The organism is Streptomyces sp. P9-2B-2 (assembly GCF_030406865.1).
Taxonomy (GTDB): Bacteria; Actinomycetota; Actinomycetes; order Streptomycetales; family Streptomycetaceae; genus Streptomyces; species Streptomyces platensis.
In genome coordinates this window covers 2178989-2199124 of sequence record NZ_CP129126.1, presented here as the reverse complement: position 1 = coordinate 2199124, position 20136 = coordinate 2178989, and the positions used below count along the sequence as shown (strand labels likewise).

Annotated in this window: 16 protein-coding genes, 1 rRNA gene and 1 pseudogene; 10 read left to right on the top strand and 8 right to left on the bottom strand. The window is 69.7% G+C overall.

Features of this window, described 5'->3' with window-relative positions; genetic code table 11:
• Nucleotide 1 precedes the first annotated feature (1 nt).
• Nucleotides 2-1243, bottom strand: coding sequence for a phosphoserine phosphatase SerB (serB, locus tag QT196_RS09515; RefSeq protein WP_290354743.1), 1242 nt, complete (start codon nucleotides 1241-1243; stop codon nucleotides 2-4).
• Between the two features lie 548 nt (nucleotides 1244-1791).
• On the opposite strand from serB, the gene QT196_RS09510 reads away from it, so the two are divergent.
• Complete coding sequence (locus tag QT196_RS09510; RefSeq protein ID WP_290354742.1) at nucleotides 1792-4335, top strand: FHA domain-containing protein; 2544 nt, start codon at nucleotides 1792-1794, stop codon at nucleotides 4333-4335.
• A 93-nt stretch (nucleotides 4336-4428) separates the two neighbouring features.
• Here QT196_RS09510 and QT196_RS09505 read toward each other — a convergent pair whose 3' ends face one another.
• The 3 genes and pseudogenes from QT196_RS09505 to QT196_RS09495 form a co-directional block, all read right to left on the bottom strand.
• Nucleotides 4429-5199: a transglycosylase SLT domain-containing protein gene (locus tag QT196_RS09505; protein ID WP_266730021.1), complete on the bottom strand. Its 771-nt coding sequence runs from the start codon at nucleotides 5197-5199 to the stop codon at nucleotides 4429-4431.
• 554 nt (nucleotides 5200-5753) lie between these two features.
• Nucleotides 5754-6907: pseudogene (locus QT196_RS09500) on the bottom strand (S-adenosylmethionine:tRNA ribosyltransferase-isomerase).
• Nucleotides 6907-7788 carry an SDR family NAD(P)-dependent oxidoreductase gene (locus QT196_RS09495; RefSeq protein WP_290354741.1) on the bottom strand — a complete coding sequence of 294 codons (882 nt, stop codon included), beginning with the start codon at nucleotides 7786-7788 and terminating at the stop codon, nucleotides 6907-6909. The pseudogene QT196_RS09500 and the gene QT196_RS09495 overlap by 1 nt, the downstream one beginning before the upstream one ends.
• Nucleotides 7789-7975: 187 nt before the next feature.
• Between QT196_RS09495 and QT196_RS09490 the strand changes: the two genes are divergently transcribed.
• From QT196_RS09490 to QT196_RS09480, 3 genes are all read left to right on the top strand, one after another.
• Nucleotides 7976-9121, top strand: coding sequence for a GAF domain-containing sensor histidine kinase (locus QT196_RS09490; protein ID WP_290354740.1), 1146 nt, complete (start codon nucleotides 7976-7978; stop codon nucleotides 9119-9121).
• A 19-nt stretch (nucleotides 9122-9140) separates the two neighbouring features.
• Nucleotides 9141-9836, top strand: coding sequence for a response regulator transcription factor (locus QT196_RS09485; protein WP_248001587.1), 696 nt, complete (start codon nucleotides 9141-9143; stop codon nucleotides 9834-9836).
• A 207-nt stretch (nucleotides 9837-10043) separates the two neighbouring features.
• Complete coding sequence (locus QT196_RS09480; RefSeq protein WP_168478471.1) at nucleotides 10044-10286, top strand: chaplin; 243 nt, start codon at nucleotides 10044-10046, stop codon at nucleotides 10284-10286.
• A 288-nt stretch (nucleotides 10287-10574) separates the two neighbouring features.
• Here the strand turns inward: QT196_RS09480 and QT196_RS09475 are convergent, their stop codons facing one another.
• The gene (locus QT196_RS09475; protein ID WP_290354739.1) at nucleotides 10575-11390 is read right to left on the bottom strand and encodes a hypothetical protein; all 816 of its coding nucleotides are present in this window, start codon (nucleotides 11388-11390) and stop codon (nucleotides 10575-10577) included.
• A 90-nt stretch (nucleotides 11391-11480) separates the two neighbouring features.
• Here QT196_RS09475 and QT196_RS09470 point away from each other — a divergent pair, with 90 nt between their 5' ends.
• The 4 genes from QT196_RS09470 (at nucleotide 11481) to QT196_RS09455 (ending at nucleotide 14701) form a co-directional block, all read left to right on the top strand.
• Complete coding sequence (locus tag QT196_RS09470; RefSeq protein ID WP_085927207.1) at nucleotides 11481-12293, top strand: ABC transporter ATP-binding protein; 813 nt, start codon at nucleotides 11481-11483, stop codon at nucleotides 12291-12293.
• A 107-nt stretch (nucleotides 12294-12400) separates the two neighbouring features.
• Nucleotides 12401-12814 carry an NfeD family protein gene (locus QT196_RS09465; RefSeq protein WP_085927206.1) on the top strand — a complete coding sequence of 138 codons (414 nt, stop codon included), beginning with the start codon at nucleotides 12401-12403 and terminating at the stop codon, nucleotides 12812-12814.
• Between the two features lie 101 nt (nucleotides 12815-12915).
• Nucleotides 12916-13851: an SPFH domain-containing protein gene (locus tag QT196_RS09460; protein WP_168478469.1), complete on the top strand. Its 936-nt coding sequence runs from the start codon at nucleotides 12916-12918 to the stop codon at nucleotides 13849-13851.
• 82 nt (nucleotides 13852-13933) lie between these two features.
• Nucleotides 13934-14701, top strand: a complete 768-nt coding sequence (locus QT196_RS09455; RefSeq protein ID WP_266730011.1) for a sulfite exporter TauE/SafE family protein — start codon at nucleotides 13934-13936, stop codon at nucleotides 14699-14701.
• Nucleotides 14702-14734: 33 nt separating this feature from the next.
• Here the strand turns inward: QT196_RS09455 and QT196_RS09450 are convergent, their stop codons facing one another.
• From QT196_RS09450 to QT196_RS09440, 3 genes are all read right to left on the bottom strand, one after another.
• The gene (locus QT196_RS09450) at nucleotides 14735-15238 is read right to left on the bottom strand and encodes an HNH endonuclease (RefSeq protein ID WP_042161512.1); all 504 of its coding nucleotides are present in this window, start codon (nucleotides 15236-15238) and stop codon (nucleotides 14735-14737) included.
• A gap of 392 nt (nucleotides 15239-15630) precedes the next feature.
• Complete coding sequence (locus QT196_RS09445) at nucleotides 15631-16170, bottom strand: YbhB/YbcL family Raf kinase inhibitor-like protein (protein ID WP_168478467.1); 540 nt, start codon at nucleotides 16168-16170, stop codon at nucleotides 15631-15633.
• A 42-nt stretch (nucleotides 16171-16212) separates the two neighbouring features.
• On the bottom strand, nucleotides 16213-16995 hold the full coding sequence (locus tag QT196_RS09440) for a sporulation protein (RefSeq protein ID WP_168478466.1): 783 nt from the start codon (nucleotides 16993-16995) through the stop codon (nucleotides 16213-16215).
• Nucleotides 16996-17163: 168 nt separating this feature from the next.
• Between QT196_RS09440 and QT196_RS09435 the strand changes: the two genes are divergently transcribed.
• On the top strand, nucleotides 17164-17814 hold the full coding sequence (locus tag QT196_RS09435; protein ID WP_168478465.1) for a DNA-3-methyladenine glycosylase: 651 nt from the start codon (nucleotides 17164-17166) through the stop codon (nucleotides 17812-17814).
• 630 nt (nucleotides 17815-18444) lie between these two features.
• Nucleotides 18445-19973 (top strand): 16S ribosomal RNA (locus tag QT196_RS09430).
• Nucleotides 19974-20136: the final 163 nt, after the last annotated feature.

Below are 20136 nucleotides of genomic sequence, written 5' to 3'. Positions count from 1 at the left end.
GTCACCCGACGTGGGTGTCCGCCGCCTCGACCTCGTCGCGGGTGATGCCCAGCAGATACAGCACGGTGTCCAGGAACGGCACATTCACCGCGGTGTGCGCCGCCTCCCGCACCACCGGCTTGGCGTTGAAGGCGACCCCGAGCCCGGCCGCGTTGAGCATGTCGAGGTCATTGGCGCCGTCGCCGATCGCCACGGTCTGCGCGAGCGGCACCCCGGCCTGCTGGGCGAAGTCCCGCAGCAGCCGGGCCTTGCCGGCCCGGTCCACGATGGCGCCGGTGACCCGCCCGGTGAGCTTGCCGTCGACGATCTCCAGGGTGTTGGCGGAGGCGAAGTCCAGCCCCAGCTCCTCCTTGAGCGCATCGGTGACCTGGGTGAAACCGCCCGAGACGACGCCGACTTGGTAGCCGAGCCGCTTGAGGGTCCGGACCAGGGTGCGGGCGCCGGGGGTGAGCCGCACCTCCTTGCGTACGGTGTCGACCACGGACGCGTCGAGGCCGCCGAGCAGCTCGACCCGGGCGTGCAGCGACTGCTCGAAGTCCAGCTCACCGCGCATCGCGGCGGCGGTGACCTCGGCGACCTCGGCCTCACAGCCGGCGTGCGCCGCGAACAGCTCGATGACCTCGTCCTGGATGAGCGTCGAGTCGACGTCCATGACGACCAGCCGTTGTGCCCGGCGCTGGAGCCCGGCCGCCACCACGGCGACATCCACCCCGAGCTGTGCGGCCTCGGGCGCCAGCACGGTGCGCAGCGCCTCGGTCGCCGCACCGGAGACCGCGAACTCGACGGCCGTCACCGGATACTTGGCGAGTCGGAAGATACGGTCGATGTTGCCGCCGGTGGACGTTATGGCGGCGGCGATCGCGGCGGCCGACTCGGCCGTGAGCGGATGCCCCAGCACGGTGACGTGCGAACGTCCGGTGCCGCGCGGACGGTTGTCGCCCCGGCCGGAGATGATCTCCGCCTGGAGGTTCAGGGACTCGGCCCAGCTGTGCACGGTGGCCCGCAGGTCGCCCTCGGTGGAGCCGGAGCCTCCTGGGGAGGGGGCGGTGACCAGTGCGCACAGCGTGATGCGTCCTCGGGTCACCACCTGTTCGATGTCCACGACGTCGACGGAGTAGGCAGCCAGGGTGTCGAAGAGGCCAGCGGTGATGCCGGGCCGGTCCTTCCCGAAGATCTTCACGAGAAGGGTCGGTACGTCATCGCCCGGTACGGCGGTGGCAGGCGGGGTCTGCGATGCGCTCATGGTGCCCTTACGGTAGCCGCCGGGCGGGCGGGCCCGTACGGGCGTCCGGGGTTCGGACCGGCGCTGCCCCGTTCCCCGCGCCCGCACCCCGTGGCTCCCGGCCCGGACCGCCGCCGTCGATCGTTATGGAGTCGTGTCCGGCCCGCCCCGGGCCGTTGGCCAGGGCATCCGCTCGGCATGCCAACGACCTTGCCGGGCCAAAGCGTTCGGCAGGCCGGGGGAGCGCGACCGCGACGGGTCGCCCCGCCACCCGGGCATTCGTCCGCTTCATCCCATCATGCGGCCTCCGGGGCGGACGTGCATGGCGTACTCGGCGGCCGCCGCCGCTCCCCGCCGCACCCGGTCCGTCCGTAACACCCGGTATCCGATGATCTCTGCCCATCCATGGGTTCTTCCCGTGCTCCGGGACCGTTTGGCGCACCGGCGCGAACTCCTTGCACCCCGGTCCCGTCCCGGTTTCCGGTCGGTGGGCCGAGCCTGAAATAGTTCCTCACGATGTTCGCCATCCCTGGACTTCCCATACAGGGCGTCACTCGGGGGACTATGTAATGGGGCGTGGAGTGCCTGAACTCGTACTCGAATTGAACGGACGGACCTGGACGCTCGACCCGTCCCGGTCCTACAACGTGGGCCGTGATCCGCAGGGCGACATGGTGCTCGACGACGCCAGGGTCTCCTGGCGGCACGCCACCGTGAGATGGGCAGGCCGCAGCTGGATCATCGAAGACCAGGGCAGCACCAACGGGACCTACGCGCAGGGCCAGCGGATCCACCAGATGGAGATCGGCCCCGGCTCGATCGTGCATCTGGGCAATGCCACCGACGGCCCCCGGGTGACCCTGTCGGCCCCGGCCCCGGCCGCCAACGCCTTCAGCGCGCCGCCCGCGAGCGCGCCGCAGCAGCAGGCCGCGCAGGGCTGGCAGGCGCCCCCGGCGCACCAGCCGCCGGCCCAGCAGGGCTGGCAGGCGCCGCAGCAGGCTCAGCAGCCGCCCTACATCCCGCCCCAGCAGGCGCAGCAGCCCCAGCAGGCCGCGCCTCCGCAGCAGGAGCGCCCGGCGCAGCAGGCGGGCGGCGGACCGGTCCACGGCGACCGCAGCCCGACCACCTTCCACCGCCTGGACATGGGCCGGGTGATGCGCATCGGCCGTGCGCTGGAGAACGAGCTGGTCGTCTCCGACCTCCAGGTCTCCCGCCACCACGCCGAGTTCCGCGCCACCCCCGACGGCCGTTTCGAGATCCATGACCTCGGCAGCCACAACGGCACGTACGTCAACGGCCAGCCGGTCCCCAAGTCCGGTAAGGCGCCGGTCGGCCCGAACGACATCATCGGTGTCGGTCACTCCACCTTCCGGCTGGTCGGCGACCGCCTGGAGGAGTTCGTCGACACCGGCGAGGTCTCCTTCTCGGCCCGCCATCTGACCGTCACCGTCGACGGCGGCAAGCAGATCCTCAAGGACGTCTCCTTCGCCGTCCCGGAGAAGTCGCTGGTCGCGGTCATCGGCCCCTCGGGCTCCGGCAAGTCGACCCTCCTCAAGGCGCTGACCGGCTACCGGCCCGCCAACCAGGGCGATGTCCTCTACGACAACCGGAACCTCTACAAGCAGTTCGCCGAACTGCGCCAGCGCATCGGTCTGGTCCCGCAGGACGACATCCTGCACAAGGAGCTGACCGTCCAGAAGGCGCTGCGCTACGCCGCCAAGCTCCGCTTCCCGGGCGACACCGCGGAGTCCGAGCGCGAGGCCCGGATCGACGAGGTGCTGCGCGAGCTCAAGCTCGACATCCACAAGGACAAGCGGGTCACCTCGCTCTCCGGTGGTCAGCGCAAGCGGGTGTCGGTGGCCCTGGAGCTGCTCACCAAGCCGTCACTGATCTTCCTGGACGAGCCGACCTCCGGACTCGACCCGGGCATGGACCGCGATGTCATGCAGCTGCTGCGCGGCCTCGCCGACGACGGCCGTACGGTCCTGGTCGTCACACACTCGGTGGCCGAACTCGCGCTCTGCGACAAGCTGCTGGTGATGGCCCCGGGCGGCGGCGTGGCCTACTTCGGCCCGCCGGACGAGGCGCTCAACTTCTTCCAGTACGACTCGTGGGCGGATGTCTTCTCGGCGTTCGAGAACTACCGCGACTACGACTGGATGGGGCGCTGGCGCGGCTCCCCGCACTACCAGATGTACGCCGCCGACATCGACGCCGTCGCGCCGCAGTCGGTGAACGTCCAGGTGCCGCCGGCCCGGATACAGAAGTCCCAGAGCTGGGGCTCGCAGCTGTGGACGCTGATGCGCCGCTATGTCTCGGTACTCGCCTCCGACCGCGGTTTCCTCGGGCTGATGGTGATCCTTCCCGCGGTGCTCGGTGTGGTCTCGATGCTGATCCCCAGCGACTACGGCCTCGGCTACGGTCCGCTGAACAGACACCGCACCAACCGCGACGCGAGCACGATCATGCTGATCCTCGCGGTCGGCATGTGCTTCTCGGGCGCCGCCAACTCGGTCCGTGAGCTCATCAAGGAGCGCGTCATCTACGAGCGCGAACGGGCCACCGGTCTGTCGCGGTCCGCGTATCTGATGTCCAAGGTGATCGTGCTCGGCGTGGTCACGGCCATCCAGGGCGTGATCATCGCGGTGATCGGCTTCTCGACCCGGAACATGCCCAGCGAGGGCCTCATCGTGGCGAAGGCCCCGGCGATCGAGATGGCGCTGGCGATCATCGCGCTCGGCTTCACCTCGATGATGTTCGGCCTGATCATCTCCGCGCTGGTCAAGACCGCCGAGAAGACCATGCCGCTGCTGGTCATGTTCGCCATCGTCCAGGTCGTCTTCACCGGCGTGCTCTTCCAGCTCTTCGACACCCCGGGCGTCGCGCAGTTCGCCTGGCTGATGCCGTCGCGCTGGGCCGTCGCCGCGATGGGCGCGACCGCCGATATGAACACGCTGCTGCCGTGGGAGCTGGGCAACCCGGACCCGCTGTGGAAGCACCAGACCGGCGTCTACGTGATGGACATGATCATCCTGATCACGCTGGGCATCGGCCTCGCCTTCGTGGTCGCGCGGCTGCTGCGCCGCCACGAGCCGGAGGTCATGCGCAAGTAACGCGCACCGCACGACAACGCCCGAGGGGCGGCACCCGAAACGGGTGCCGCCCCTCGGCGGTGTGCGCGTCCGCGCACTGCGTCAAACGCCGGCTCAGTACGCCGAGTTGACGTTGTCCATCGAGCCGTAGCGGTCGGCCGCGTAGTTGCAGGCGGCGGTGATGTTGGCGACCGGGTCGTACAGGTTCCAGGAGGTGCCCTCGACGTGGTACGTGTTGAAGGTCGGCTGGATCACCTGGAGCAGGCCCTTGGACGGGGTGCCGTTGATGGCGTTGATGTCCCAGTTGTTGATGGCCATCGGGTTACCGCTGGACTCCCGAATGATGTTGCGGTGGATGCCGTCGTAGGAGCCGGGGATGCCCTTCTTGGCCATGATGTCCAGCGACTCGCGGATCCAGCCGTCAAGGTTGTCCGGGTAGACCTTGGCGGCGGGCTTGGCGACGGGCTTCGCGGCCGGCTTCGGGGCGGCCGCGGGGATCGCGGTGCGCACCTGGGAGCGGCTCGCGGCGGCCTTCGCCGCACGCGCCTTCTCGGCCTTCGCCTTCGCCACGGCGGCGGCCTTGGCCTTGGCGGCCTTCTCGGCGGCGGCCTTCTTCGCGGCGGCCTCGGCCTTGCCCTTGGCGGCGGAGTTGTTCGCCTGCTGGGTGATCGTGGCCTGCTGGGTCTTGGCGGCGGTGTCGACGGCGCTGAAGGCAACCGGCTTCACGTTCTCCACGGCGGCGGCCTGGCTCTTGCCCTGGTCCGCGCCGGCACCCGGAACGATGCTGAAGACCAGTGCGGCGGCGCCGGCGGTGGCGACACCGGCGACGGAGAGCTTGTGGGTCCGGGACAGGCGGGGGAGACCAGAAGTGAGGTGCTTAGGCATGGCGGGACAGACCTTCCGAATGGGGGGAGGTCGCACGGGCCTTGAGCGGGGCGAACGCCGAGTTTCCGACCACGGCGCCGAGCGACGAAAGCCATTCTTAGCGGCAGGAAATTGCCCCGGCAAAGGTGTGACGTACGATCCCGCTTAGTGGAACCACGGTGCGGAATATTCCGTCCCGGATGGCAGCAGCCCAGCTCACGCCGTATTTACGGTTCCACTACCCCCGCTCGTAAGTGACCTGCGTCCTATGCGCGGCGTCACAGTGCCGAGGGGTTTGCCTCGCCAGACGTAATTGCAAATGCACAGTCTGTATATGCCGGAACTCGCCCGCGACTCTTTCGAGGGACTTTCTGGTCAAATCGGACACTTCGCATTCCGGTCCGGGGAAAGCGCGCCGGGATCACCGTCCGCGGGCGCTCGCCGACGGGCCTGCGCTGCTCTGTACCGCCGTCCGCCGCCCACGCAGCCGCCCACGCCGCCCGGATCCGGGCGGCGTGGGCGGCTGCGTGGGCGGCGCTTCACGGGGCGGGCGCAGCACCCGCCGCCTCCGGAGCTCAGTCCGGCAGCACCAGATGCAGATCCCCGAATTCGTGCCACAGATAGCGCTCCCGCACCGCCGCCGCATAAGCGCCCCGCAGCAGCTCCCCGGCCGCCGCCCCTGCCGCCGCCGACGCCACCGCCTCCAGCATCAGCAGATGGGACGCGGTGGGCTCGTGCAGCCCGGTGAGCAGGCCGTCCACCGCCCGCACCCCGCGCTCCGGCGTCACCACCAGATCCGTCCAGCCGGCCGCGGTCCGTACCCGCCCGTCCGCGCCGGCCGCCGACTCCAGGGCCCGTACGGCCGTGGTCCCCACCGCCACGATCCGTCCGGCCGGGGTGCCGCCCGCCGCCCGGCCCCGCCGCGCCGCCGCCCCGCGCCGTGCCCGTGCGGCGTTCACCAGCCACGCCGTCACCGGCGGCACCACGAACCGCTCCGGGTGCGGCGGCTCGAACGCCTCCGCCGACGCGACCCCCGTGTGCAGCGCGATCGGCGCGAACTGCACCCCTTGCTCACCAGCCGCGCCACCAGCTCCGCGGTGAAGGGCCGGGCGGCACTCGGCATCTCCGCGCTGCCGCCGCCGGGCGCGTCCACGGCGAACACCGTCTGGTACGCGGCCAGCGGCTGGTCCCGGTCCGTGTAGCCGTAGCGGATCGGCCGCCCGTGGCGCCGCAGCAGCTCCGGCACCCGTACGCCCGTCACCCGCCCCCACCACAGCCGTACGCCCCCGGGGTCCACCGGGGCCTCCAGGGTCAGCCGTGCCCCGCCGGGCAGCCGCACCACGGTGCCCGCCGGGCCGCCCGCCCGCGGCCGGGTGCTGCCGTGCCCGTCCGGGCCGCGCAGCTCCACCGCCCAGCGCCCGGCCGCCGCCCGGCCCGCCGGATGCCACCGGTCCCCGCGGGTCGAGAAGTGCACCACCACCGGCTCACCGCGCCCCCGGCCGTCCCCGATCCGGCCGTCCACCGCGGCCGGCAGCGTCCGCGAGGTGTTCACCACCAGGACGTCCCCGGCCGCCAGCAGCTCCGGCAGCTCCCCGAAGCTGTGGTGGCCGGCCTCGGCCGCGCCCCGGCTCACCAGCACCCGTACGGCGTCCCGGCCCAGACCGGGACCCCGCTGCTCCGCCGGGACCCGGGCCGACAGCTCCTCCGGAACCCGCAGCAGATCCGCGATCACCGGGAGCTCGCCCCGCCGGGCATGGCCGCCGCCGTATACCGCCCGCTGGGGGCGCCGCCGTCCAGCAGCCGCAGCAGCCCCGGGACCACCGTCGCGGGCAGCGGGCGCCCCGAGGCGTCGTCGTCCGGGGCGGCGGCCGCGTAGAGATCGGTCCGCATATCGCCCGGGTCCACCCACCACACCCGCAGTCCCGGTTCCTCCTCCGCGAGCACCGCCGACTGCTGGTCCAGTGCCGCCTTGGCGGCCCCGTATCCGCCCCAGGTCGGATAGGCCGCGACGGCCGCGTCCGAGCTGATGTTGAGAATCGCCCCACCTGTCCCTATATAAGGGGGCGAATCGGACGAACCGGCATTTCGGACATTCTCGGTATTGTGGTGTGAATCGTATGCCTCGCCATTGCTGTCCAGGCTTCCCGGAAGGGCGCTATCTGAGCGAAAAGCGACTTCCTCGTACGACGGCGAATAGGAGGAGGTTCGCAAAAGGGGCATAGCCTCCTGAATGAGTCCGAGTGGCGCCACCACATTCACTTCCAGCGCCGCCCGCAGCCCGTCCAGTGGATGGTCCGCCAGCCGCACCAGCGGCTCGGCCCCCAGCATGCTCGCGTTGTTCACCAGCAGATCGAGCCCGCCCAGCTCACCGGCCGCCGCCACCAGCGCCGCCCGGTGCCCGGCGTCCGCCACGTCCCCGGGCAGCGCCACCACCCGTGCCGCCGCCCCTCGCCCCGCTCCCTGTCCCGCTGCGCGCAGCTCCCGCGCCGCCTCCTCCAGCGGCCCCGCCGACCGGGCGTCCACCACCAGATCCCAGCCGCGCCCGGCCAGCGCCGCGGCGAGTGCCCGGCCCAGCCCCTTCGATGCCCCCGTGATGATCGCCACCGGCATGATCACATCCCCTTTCGGTCCGGACCGGGAGCCCGGCCCTCGCCCTCACGGTAGGAACGGCACCACGCCCCGGACGTCGGCCGCCGGACCGGCCGTGGCCAGGGCATTCGGCCTAGGCCCGGGGGTGTAGGCGGCAGCCGTCATCGGACCGATACGGGCTGGTCGCGCCGCCGGTACGGTGAGCCCCATGACCAACGGACCGGGAGCCGGGATCCCCGCGGTGAGCACCGCGATCCTGGCGATGAGCAGGCATCTGGAGGTGCGCGACGTCCTCAAGACGATCGTCGCCTCGGCCCGCGAACTGCTGGACGCCGAGTACGCCGCCCTGGGGGTGCCCGACGATCACGGCGGCTTCGCCCAGTTCGTGGTGGACGGTGTCAGCGCCGAGCAGTGGAAGGCCATCGGCCCGCTGCCCCGCCAGCACGGCATCCTCGCCGCGATGCTGCACAACGCCACCCCCGAGCGGCTCGCCGACGTCCGGGCGGACCCGCGCTTCGGCGGCTGGCCCGCGGCGCACCCCGATATGTCCGACTTCCTCGGTCTGCCGGTCGCCGATGGTGACGAGATCCTCGGCGCCCTCTTCCTGGCCAACAAGCGCTGCCCCAAGCCGGCCGGCGGCTGCGGCTTCACCGAGGAGGACGAACGGCTGCTCGGGATACTCGCCCAGCACGCCGCCATCGCCCTGACCAACGCCCGCCTCTACGAGCGCAGTCGCGAGCTCACCATCGCCGGGGAGCGCGCCCGGCTCGCCCACGAGCTGCACGACGCCGTCGCCCAGAAGCTCTTCTCGCTCCGCCTCACCGCCCAGGCCGCCACCGCCCTGGTCGACCGGGACCCGGCCCGCGCCAAGGACGAGCTGCACCAGGTCGCCGCGCTGGCCGCGGAGGCCGCCGACGAACTGCGGGCCGCCGTCATCGAGCTGCGCCCCGCGGCCCTGGACGAGGACGGCCTGGTCGCCACCCTGCGCTCACAGGTCCAGGTCCTGGACCGGGCCCACTCCGCACGGGTCACCTTCGAGGCCCACGGCGTCCGGGCGCTGCCCGCCGCCCAGGAGGAGGCCGTTCTCCGGGTGGCCCAGGAGGCGCTGCACAACGCCCTGCGGCACTCCGGGGCCAAGGCCGTCGAGGTGAGCCTGGCCCGCGACGGCCAGGGCGCGCTGCTGCGGATCGCCGATGACGGTTGTGGTTTCGACCCCCGCGCGGTCCGCCGGGCCGGCCGCCATCTCGGCCTGGTCTCGATGCACGACCGGGCCGGCGGCGTCGGGGGAAAGCTCACCGTGGAGTCGGAGCCCGGCAAGGGCACCGCTGTCGAGATGGAGGTGCCCGGTGGCTGAGAGAGACAAGGACGGTGCGATGGGGCTTCCCCGGGACGACGGCAGGGAGCGCCCGGGCCACCGGGCGACGGGCGAGGGGCGGGCCATCCGCGTCCTGCTCGTCGACGATCACCAGGTCGTGCGCCGCGGGCTGCGGACGTTCCTGGAGGTCCAGGAGGACATCGAGGTGGTGGGGGAGGCCGCCGACGGGGCCGAGGGCATCGCCGCCGCCGAGGAACTGCGCCCCGACGTGGTCCTGATGGACGTCAAGATGCCCGGCATGGACGGTATCGAGGCGCTCCGCAAGCTGCGCGCACTCGACAACCCCGCCCGGGTGCTGATCGTGACCAGCTTCACCGAACAGCGCACCGTCGTCCCGGCGCTGCGCGCGGGCGCGGCCGGCTATGTCTACAAGGACATCGATCCGGACGCCCTGGCCGGCGCCATCCGCTCCGTCCACGCGGGCCATGTCCTGCTCCAGCCGGAGGTGGCCGGCGCGCTGCTCGCCCAGGAGGAGAACAACGGCGGCCAGGGGCGCGGTACGTCACTCACCGACCGGGAGCGCGAGGTCCTCGGCCTGATCGCGGACGGCCGCTCCAACCGTGAGATCGCCCGTGCGCTGGTGCTGTCCGAGAAGACCGTCAAGACGCATGTCTCCAACATCCTCATGAAGCTCGACCTCGCCGACCGCACCCAGGCCGCCCTGTGGGCCGTACGCCACGGCATCGGGGCCTGACCGCCGCAGGGGAGAAGCAACTGCGCCGCGGTCCTGTACGGCCGCGGCGCTCTTGTACAACGACAGCAAGCGGAATGTCGTCTTCAGATCCGAGATTCATACTGTCGTGTAGCCGTAGCCCGTTTGGCGTATCCCTTCCCGGGCCGGGCCGTTGTCCAGTGCAGTCGTGGCGGCTGGCCACGGCAACGGCAACGAGGAGCTAGAGAAGTGAAGAACATCAAGCGCGCAATGGCCGTCACTGTGGCGGCGAGTGGTCTCGCCCTCGCGGGCGCCGGCATCGCCTCGGCGCACACCCCGCAGGCGCAGGGCGCCTCGATGGACTCCCCGGGCATCGTCTCCGGCAACAACGTCCAGGTCCCGGTGCACGTCCCGGTGAACGTCTGCGACACCACCGTCACCGTCATCGGTGCGCTCAACCCCACCTTCGGCGCCCCCTGCCTCAACCCCTGAGCACGGGCCTGCCCGCAGGATCCGGCTGACCCGCGCGACGCCACGGTCCGCGCGGGTCACCCCGGACCGGCCCGCCCCTCAGGGCGCGGGGCCGGTCGCCTCCCTCCGCCTCCGCCATTCCGGCCCGGTGCCACCACGTGAGGAACACGCCCTCCCATGAGCACCGCCAAGAAGGCCAACTGAGGTTGTCCGATCTGGGGTGCCCGGCTCCGCCTGCCCAGAGCCGTGCGCCCCACTTCGGCACGGGCCCCGTCGACCACACAATGGTCCGGCGGGGCCTGTCCCGTTTCAGCCCCGGTTCCGCTCCCGCTCCTCCACCGCGGAGTTGTACGCCGCCACCTGCGCCCGCCGGGCCGTACGCTCCACCGGCCGCAGCGCCTCGGCACGGGCCGCGATCTCCGACGAACTCACCGCCGCGCCGTGCTCCCGGCCGTCCCCGCCGGCCTGCTGCGCGATGCCGATCAGCGCACCGACCCGCTGCGCCAGCTCCAGCACCCGCACCGCCCGCGGCGGATACCCCGGAGCGAGCACCTGCCGCCCGGCCTCCGCCCGCGCCCGGTACGCCGCCAGCGCCGCCTGCGCCACCGGACCGGACCCGGCCACGTCCAACCGGGAGAGCAGCGCGGTCGCCTCCTGGAGCGCCTCCGCCAGCTCCCGCTCCGCCTCGCCCAGCGACGGCACATCGGCGGGCGGCGCCTCCCGCACCGGCAGGCAGCGCCAGACCACCTCCACATGCACATCGGGCCCGGCGCCGCCCTCAGGACCGGCCTCGTACGTCTCCGGAATGAGCCCGAGCCCGGCCCCCGAGGCGATCACCGCTTCCTCGGCTTCCAGGGCCCGTGCGTTGAATTCCGGCGGTCCGCACAGTCCCAGCGGATGGCCGGGCGCCGGCAGCGCCACCCGCAGGCCGGCCGCCCCCAGGGCCCGCAGCCGCCCCAGCGCGAGCGTCAGCCCGACCGGGGCCGCCTCCCCGGGCAGGCCCTCCACGCGGTGCACCGCATCGTCTTCCGCGATCCGGTGCGCGGCTTCATCAGGTGAGACAAGTCCGGCCAAAAGGGCATTTCCCCATGCCGCCAACCGTCCTGAACGAGGTTCATCGAGCATGGTCCCCAGCCTAGGGAAGAGCACCGACAACGAGTGGCGTAGGTTTGCAGGGGGGCTGCGCCTACAGGTGTACGCGACGACCGAGAAGCAATGGGAGACAACGCGCTCATGAGCGATGTGCTGGAGCTGGTGGACGTATCCGTGGTCCGCGAAGGACGGGCTCTGGTGGACCAGGTCTCCTGGTCGGTGAAGGAGGGGGAGCGCTGGGTCATCCTCGGTCCCAACGGGGCGGGCAAGACCACCCTGCTGAACCTCGCCTCCAGCTACCTCTTCCCGAGCTCCGGCAGCGCCTCGATCCTCGGCGAGGAACTCGGCAAGGTCGACGTCTTCGATCTCCGCCCGCGCATCGGCATCGCCGGTATCGCCCTCGCCGACAAGCTGCCGCGCAGCCAGACCGTGCTCCAGACCGTTCTCACCGCCGCGTACGGCATGACCGCCAGCTGGCAGGAGAACTACGACGACATCGACGAGCAGCGCGCCCGGGCCTTCCTGGACCGCCTCGGCATGACCGCCTACCTGGACCGGAAGTTCGGCACCCTCTCCGAGGGCGAGCGCAAGCGCACCCTGATCGCCCGCGCGATGATGACCGACCCCGAGCTGCTCCTGCTGGACGAGCCGGCCGCCGGCCTCGACCTCGGCGGCCGTGAGGACCTGGTGCGCCGCCTCGGCCGCCTCGCCCGCGACCCGTACGCCCCCTCCATGATCATGGTCACCCACCATGTCGAGGAGATCGCCCCCGGCTTCACCCATGTCCTGATGATCCGTCAGGGCAAGGTGCTGGCCGCCGGCCCGCTCGAACTCGAGCTGACCTCCAGCAACCTCTCGCACTGCTTCGGCCTCCCGCTGGTCGTCGAGCGCAACGGCAACGACCGCTGGACCGCGCAGGGCCTGCCCCTGACCTGAGCGCCGCCCGCCGCCCGGCCACTTGAGGCGCCGGGTCCGCGTCGCTGACCGATCGTGCCCTGTCCCGGGCCGCCGCACCGATCTACCATGAAGCCGTGGATCCATGGGTGTGGTGGCTGATCGCCGCCGTAGGACTGGGCATTCCGCTCGTCGTGACCGCGATGCCCGAATTCGGGATGCTCGCGGTCGGCGCCGTCGCCGGTGCCGTCACCGCAGGCATCGGTGGCGGCACCGTCCTGCAATTCATCGTCTTCGCCGCCGTATCGGTCGCGCTGATCGCGGTCGTACGCCCCCTCGCCAACCGCCATCGCGGCCAGAGCCCCCAACTCGCGTCCGGAGTCGACGCGTTGAAGGGCCGCAGCGCCACGGTCCTGGAGCGGGTCGACGGCGGAGCCGGCGGCCGCATCAAACTCGCCGGTGAGATCTGGTCCGCCCGCGCGCTCGACGGCAATCAGGTCTATGAGCCCGGCCAGCAGGTCGACGTCGTCGAGATCGAAGGCGCCACCGCTGTCGTCATCTGACCCGAACACGCTGCGCGACGAGCCACGTCTCTGAAAGACTGATCAACGGCAAGCCGGTCGCCGGCCGGCACGGACCAGCAACGAAGGGCACGGGAGCCGCTGTGGAACCGATCATCATCGTCCTGATCATCCTGGTGGTGCTCGTGTTCATCGCACTCATCAAAACGATCCAGGTCATCCCACAGGCCAGCGCCGCCATCGTCGAGCGCTTCGGCCGCTACACCCGCACCCTCAACGCCGGCCTGAACATCGTCGTTCCGTTCATCGACTCCATCCGGAACCGCATCGACCTCCGCGAGCAGGTCGTCCCGTTCCCGCCACAGCCGGTGATCACCCAGGACAACCTGGTCGTGAACATCGACACCGTCATCTACTACCAGGTGACCGACGCCCGCGCCGCGACGTACGAGGTCGCCAGTTACATCCAGGCCATCGAGCAGCTCACCGTCACCACGCTGCGGAACATCATCGGCGGCATGGACCTCGAACGGACCCTGACCTCCCGTGAGGAGATCAACGCGGCGCTGCGCGGCGTCCTCGACGAGGCCACCGGCAAGTGGGGCATCCGCGTCAACCGCGTCGAGTTGAAGGCCATCGAGCCGCCGACCTCCATCCAGGACTCGATGGAGAAGCAGATGCGCGCCGACCGCGACAAGCGCGCCGCCATCCTCCAGGCCGAAGGTGTCCGGCAGTCCCAGATCCTCACCGCCGAAGGTGAGAAGCAGTCCTCGATCCTGCGCGCCGAGGGTGAGGCCAAGGCCGCGGCCCTGCGCGCCGAGGGCGAGGCCCAGGCGATCCGGGTGGTCTTCGAGTCGATCCACGCCGGAGACCCGGACCAGAAGCTGCTCTCCTACCAGTACCTCCAGATGCTCCCGAAGATCGCCGAAGGCGACGCCAACAAGCTCTGGATCGTGCCCAGCGAGATCGGCGACGCCCTCAAGGGCCTCGGCGGCGCCCTCGGCAACTTCAACCCGGCGGGCGGCGGTTCCATCCCCAAGCCCAGCTCGCCGAACCGTGAAGCGCCCCCGATCGACTGACCGTTCAGCCTCGTGCATGATCAGTGGTGGCCCCTCGACCTTCATGGCGGGGAGGCGACCCTGACCATGTGAGGAGATGGCCTTGTCCATCGGGGAAGCAGTCGCAGTCTTCGCCGCCGGGATCGGCGCCGGCACGATCAACACCATCGTCGGATCCGGGACGCTGATCACCTTCCCGGTACTGCTCGCCTTCGGCTTGCCGCCCGTCACGGCCAACGTCTCCAACACCCTTGGCCTGGTGCCCGGTTCGCTCAGCGGCGCGGTCGGCTACCGCCGTGAGCTGACCGGCCAGCGCAGCCGTCTGCTGCGCTTCGCCGCCGTCGCCCTCATTGGTGGCCTCGGCGGCGCGATCCTGCTCCTGGCGCTGCCCTCCGCGGCCTTCGACACCATCGTCCCGGTGCTGATCGCCGTCGCCCTCGTCCTCGTCATCGCGCAGCCCAGGCTCGCCGCGAGGATCCGCGCCCGGCGCGAGCGCAACGGCACCACCGCCCACCCCGACGGTGGCCCCGTCCTGCTCCTCGGCCTGATGCTGGCCAGCGTCTACGGCGGCTACTTCGGCGCCGCGCAGGGGGTGATCTACGTCGCCCTGATGGGCGTGCTGCTCAACGAGGACCTCCAGCGGCTCAACGCCCTCAAGAACGTCCTCGCGGCCGTCGTCAACGGCGTGGCGGCGGTCTTCTTCCTCTTCGTCGCGGACTTCGACTGGACCGCCGTCGCCCTGATCGCGCTGGGCTCCACCCTCGGCGGCCAGATCGGCGCGAAGGTCGGCCGACGGATGCCGCCCACCGCACTCCGCGCCGTCATCGTGCTCGTCGGCCTGCTGGCCATCGTCCAGCTCCTCCTGAAGTAGGGGGAGCCGGACGCGTCTTCCGGACGGTGCGCGTTACGCCGGCACCGGCAGCCACTCCGGCAGCCCGTCCCGCACCGACACCCCCAGCGTCGACAGCAGGGCGTCCGCCGGCGTCGGCTCGAAGGGGCGCCGCAGCAGCCGCATCCCCGCCTGCTCGGGCGTCCGGTCCGCCTTGCGGTGGTTGTCCTCCGCACATGAGGCGACGGTATTCAGCCAGGTGTCCCCACCGCCGTGCGACCGCGGCACGACATGGTCCACGGTCGTCGCCCGGCGCCCGCAGTACGCGCACCGGTGCTGGTCACGCACCAGCACGCCCCGCCGCGACCACGGCGCCCGTCTTCGGAACGGCACCCGTACGTACCTGCTCAGCCTGATCACCTGCGGTACCGGCACATCCACCGAAGCGGCACGGATGCGCAGCCCCGGGTGAGCGTGCTCGACGACGGCCTTGTCCTGCATGACCAGCACCACCGCACGCCGCAGCGACACCGTCGACAGCGGCTCGAAGCTCGCATTGAGCACCAGCGTCTCGCGCATCCCGTCCACCTCCCGGACCCGCTCCGCCCCCGCGGCGAAGTTGCTCCACTGTGCAGCGGCAGGTATTCCCCGAACAACGCAATTTCCGTATGCCACAAGGGAAATGGAGAGGGATCGGCAGATGAAAAAGAGGTGCTCCGGCGGCGCCCCGCACGGCGCGAAAAGCGTGCGCTCCGGGTCCCACCCCCGTGAAACACGCGAGACCCGGAGCGAACGGCAGCCGGCGAGGACGCCCGAGACACGTACGGGCTCCGACAAGCAGCCGGCGACACACCTGCGCCCCGCCGCTCCCGCCACTGCGGTACCAGCTGCCCGACGCCCTTCTTACGGGGCGGCGGCACGGACACCACTCTGCGTGCGGGAAGCGCCGGGGCGCAACGGAATTACGGCGCTCAGCCCGCCGCCGGCACCTCGTACTCGGCGATCAGCTGCGCCCGCCCGAGGGTGTGGAACCGCAGATTGAAGCCCACCACCGCGGGCGAGGCCTCCGCGTCCGGACCGAGCTTCGCCTGGTCCACCGCGTAGACGGTGAACACATAGCGGTGCGGACCGTCCCCGGGCGGCGGCGCGGCGCCACCGAACTCCCGCGTCCCGTAGTCGTTACGGACATGCACGGCGCCCTCGGGCAGCCCCTTCATGTCGCCGGACCCGGCACCGGCCGGCAGCTCCGTCACCGACGCCGGGATGTCGAACAGCGACCAGTGCCAGAAGCCGCTGCCCGTCGGCGCGTCCGGGTCGTAGCAGGTGACGGCGTAGCTCTTCGTCCCCGCGGGCGCACCCTCCCACCGCAGCTGCGGTGAACGGTTCCCCGCCGAGAAGACCTGCTCCGGCCGCAGCGTCCCGCCCGGCTCCACCTCGTCGCTCAGCACCGTGAACTCGGCCACCGGCGGATGGAAATCGTGCGGGAGCGGCCGCCGCTTCAGCTCGGACACTGCAACACCTCCTGGTCGCTTGCTGACACCTGTCCGGCCAGGTTAGAGCCAGTTCCGCTTACCGCCGACCTCCGCCAGCCACTGGTTGAGGTATCCCGCCCAGTCGGTCCCCTCGAAGTCGTTCAGCCCGACCGTGAACGACCGGTAGGTGTCCGACCCCTCGCTGAACAGCCCCGGCTTCTTGTCCATCTCCAGGATCACGTCCATCTCCCGGTCGTCCGCCACGAACGACAGCTCGACCTGGTTGAGCCCGCGGTACTGCTGCGGCGCGTGGAACTCGATCTCCTGGTAGAAGGGCAGCTGCTGCCGCGTGCCCCGGATGTGACCCTGCTCCAGGTCAGCGGCCTTGAAGCGGAATCCGAGCCGCCCGAACGCGTCCAGGATCGCCTGCTGCGCCGGCAGCGGGTGCACATTCACCGGGTCCAGGTCACTGGAGTCCACCGCACGCGCGATCGCCAGCTCCGTCGTCACCCCGACGCTCATCCCGTGCAGATGCGTCCCCAGGAACGTGGTGATCGGCGTCTCCCACGGAATCTCCAGCCCGAACGGCACGGTGTGCGCCGCCCCCGGCTGCACCGTGAACTCCCCGCCCAGCTGCACCTTGGTGAACTCGACGTTCCGCTTGTACTCCTCCTCGCCGCTCTCCACCTCGACGCGCGCCTGGAGCCCGACCGACAGCCCCTGGATCTCCTGGGCCACCGAACCGCCCTGGATCCGCACCTCGCCCTGCACGACCCCGCCCGGGACGACGTTCTCCTCGAAGAGCACCGTCTCCACCGACGCGCCCCCGGCCCCCAGGCTCGCCAGCAGCTTCTTGAATCCCATGCTCGTCCTCCCCAGGCGGAACGCCTGTGCTGTGTGTAGCGCGCCGAGATCTCGGCTTGATTCCTACGAACGCGAAACCGCGCAAGCCGGTTCCACGCCACACCTTCCCAACCTCGGCACTTCCATGGCCAGCCGCCCTCTACAACGGCTCCACTACGCTCGGTCCGCATGACCGACGTACCGGAACGAATGCCGCTCACCCGGGACTTCTTCGACCGCCCGGTCGTGGACGTGGCCCCCGACCTGCTGGGCCGGACCCTCCTCCGCAACACCCCCGAGGGCCCGATCGCTCTCCGGCTCACCGAGGTCGAGGCGTACGACGGCGAGACCGACCCGGGCTCCCACGCCTACCGCGGCCGCACCGCACGCAACGCCGCCATGTTCGGCCCACCCGGCCACGCGTACGTCTACTTCATCTACGGGATGTGGTTCAGCCTCAACGTGGTCTGCGGCCCCGAGGGCAAGGCGAGCGGTGTCCTGCTGCGCGCCGGCGAGATCCTCACCGGCGCACCCCTGGCCGCCGGCCGCCGCCCCAAGGCCCGCAGCACCAACGAACTGGCGAAGGGCCCGGCCCGCCTGGCCACCGCCCTGGACATCGACCGCACCCTCGACAGCACCGACCTGTGCACCGGCGGCGCCGCCCCGCTCTCCCTGCTCCTAGGCCGGCCACCGGCCCCCGAGCGGGTACGCAACGGCCCGCGCACCGGCGTCGGCGGAGACGGCGCGGACCACCCCTGGCGCTACTGGATCGCCGACGACCCCACCGTCAGCCCCTACCGCCGCCACGTCCCCCGGCGCCGCACCACCACCGCTTCTTGACTCTGCTTCGCGAACCGCCTAACGTAGCCCGAGCCGCTGGAGACGGGCAGCGCTATCTGCGCAGACCGCCAGGCGGCACAACCAACTACTCTCAACGATTCCCTAACGGGTCCTCTTTCGCGTTGCCGAAATTTGACCCCAGCCGACCCGATTATGAGTCGCCAGGGAAAGCCGCTAAAGTAGTAACCGCCGAAAGGGCAGCAGTAAATAACTGCTCCGAGGCCGACCTCCGACGGAAAATCGGAACCGGAATCGAAACGAATCCGGATCTGGTAAGGTCGGAAACGCGAAGAAGCCGAAAGGCGGAAACGCACCGGCGAAAATCGGGCCCGCAAGGATCTGATAGAGTCGGAAACGCAAGACCGAAGGGAAGCGCCCGGAGAGCCTGCTGAAACAGGCACAAAGGAAGCGTCCGTTCCTTGAGAACTCAACAGCGTGCCAAAAGTCAACGCCAGATATGTTGATACCCCGTCCACCGGAAACACTTCCGGAGGATGAGGTTCCTTTGAAAAGCCCACCACGGCCCATGCGGTCGGGGTGGCACACACAGCGAGGACGCTGTGAACGACCGGACCTATTCCGTCTGGTCGTTCCGCTCTCGTGTGTGTTTCACCGGATTACCGGTAAACATTCACGGAGAGTTTGATCCTGGCTCAGGACGAACGCTGGCGGCGTGCTTAACACATGCAAGTCGAACGATGAACCTCCTTCGGGAGGGGATTAGTGGCGAACGGGTGAGTAACACGTGGGCAATCTGCCCTTCACTCTGGGACAAGCCCTGGAAACGGGGTCTAATACCGGATACGACCACCGACCGCATGGTCTGGTGGTGGAAAGCTCCGGCGGTGAAGGATGAGCCCGCGGCCTATCAGCTTGTTGGTGGGGTGATGGCCTACCAAGGCGACGACGGGTAGCCGGCCTGAGAGGGCGACCGGCCACACTGGGACTGAGACACGGCCCAGACTCCTACGGGAGGCAGCAGTGGGGAATATTGCACAATGGGCGAAAGCCTGATGCAGCGACGCCGCGTGAGGGATGACGGCCTTCGGGTTGTAAACCTCTTTCAGCAGGGAAGAAGCGAGAGTGACGGTACCTGCAGAAGAAGCGCCGGCTAACTACGTGCCAGCAGCCGCGGTAATACGTAGGGCGCAAGCGTTGTCCGGAATTATTGGGCGTAAAGAGCTCGTAGGCGGCTTGTCACGTCGGATGTGAAAGCCCGGGGCTTAACCCCGGGTCTGCATTCGATACGGGCAGGCTAGAGTTCGGTAGGGGAGATCGGAATTCCTGGTGTAGCGGTGAAATGCGCAGATATCAGGAGGAACACCGGTGGCGAAGGCGGATCTCTGGGCCGATACTGACGCTGAGGAGCGAAAGCGTGGGGAGCGAACAGGATTAGATACCCTGGTAGTCCACGCCGTAAACGTTGGGAACTAGGTGTGGGCGACATTCCACGTCGTCCGTGCCGCAGCTAACGCATTAAGTTCCCCGCCTGGGGAGTACGGCCGCAAGGCTAAAACTCAAAGGAATTGACGGGGGCCCGCACAAGCAGCGGAGCATGTGGCTTAATTCGACGCAACGCGAAGAACCTTACCAAGGCTTGACATACACCGGAAACGTCTGGAGACAGGCGCCCCCTTGTGGTCGGTGTACAGGTGGTGCATGGCTGTCGTCAGCTCGTGTCGTGAGATGTTGGGTTAAGTCCCGCAACGAGCGCAACCCTTGTTCTGTGTTGCCAGCATGCCCTTCGGGGTGATGGGGACTCACAGGAGACTGCCGGGGTCAACTCGGAGGAAGGTGGGGACGACGTCAAGTCATCATGCCCCTTATGTCTTGGGCTGCACACGTGCTACAATGGCCGGTACAATGAGCTGCGATACCGCGAGGTGGAGCGAATCTCAAAAAGCCGGTCTCAGTTCGGATTGGGGTCTGCAACTCGACCCCATGAAGTCGGAGTTGCTAGTAATCGCAGATCAGCATTGCTGCGGTGAATACGTTCCCGGGCCTTGTACACACCGCCCGTCACGTCACGAAAGTCGGTAACACCCGAAGCCGGTGGCCCAACCCCTTGTGGGAGGGAATCGTCGAAGGTGGGACTGGCGATTGGGACGAAGTCGTAACAAGGTAGCCGTACCGGAAGGTGCGGCTGGATCACCTCCTTTCTAAGGAGCATCTAGATCTCGTAAGAGATCCAGAGCCACTACGTCGGCAAATGTTCGACGGTGGTTAGCTCATGGGTGGAACGTTGACTATTCGGCGCACTTGATTGGTTGTCACTAGTACTGCTTCGGCGTGGAACGTGAGGACGAGTGAAGTGGGCCGGGC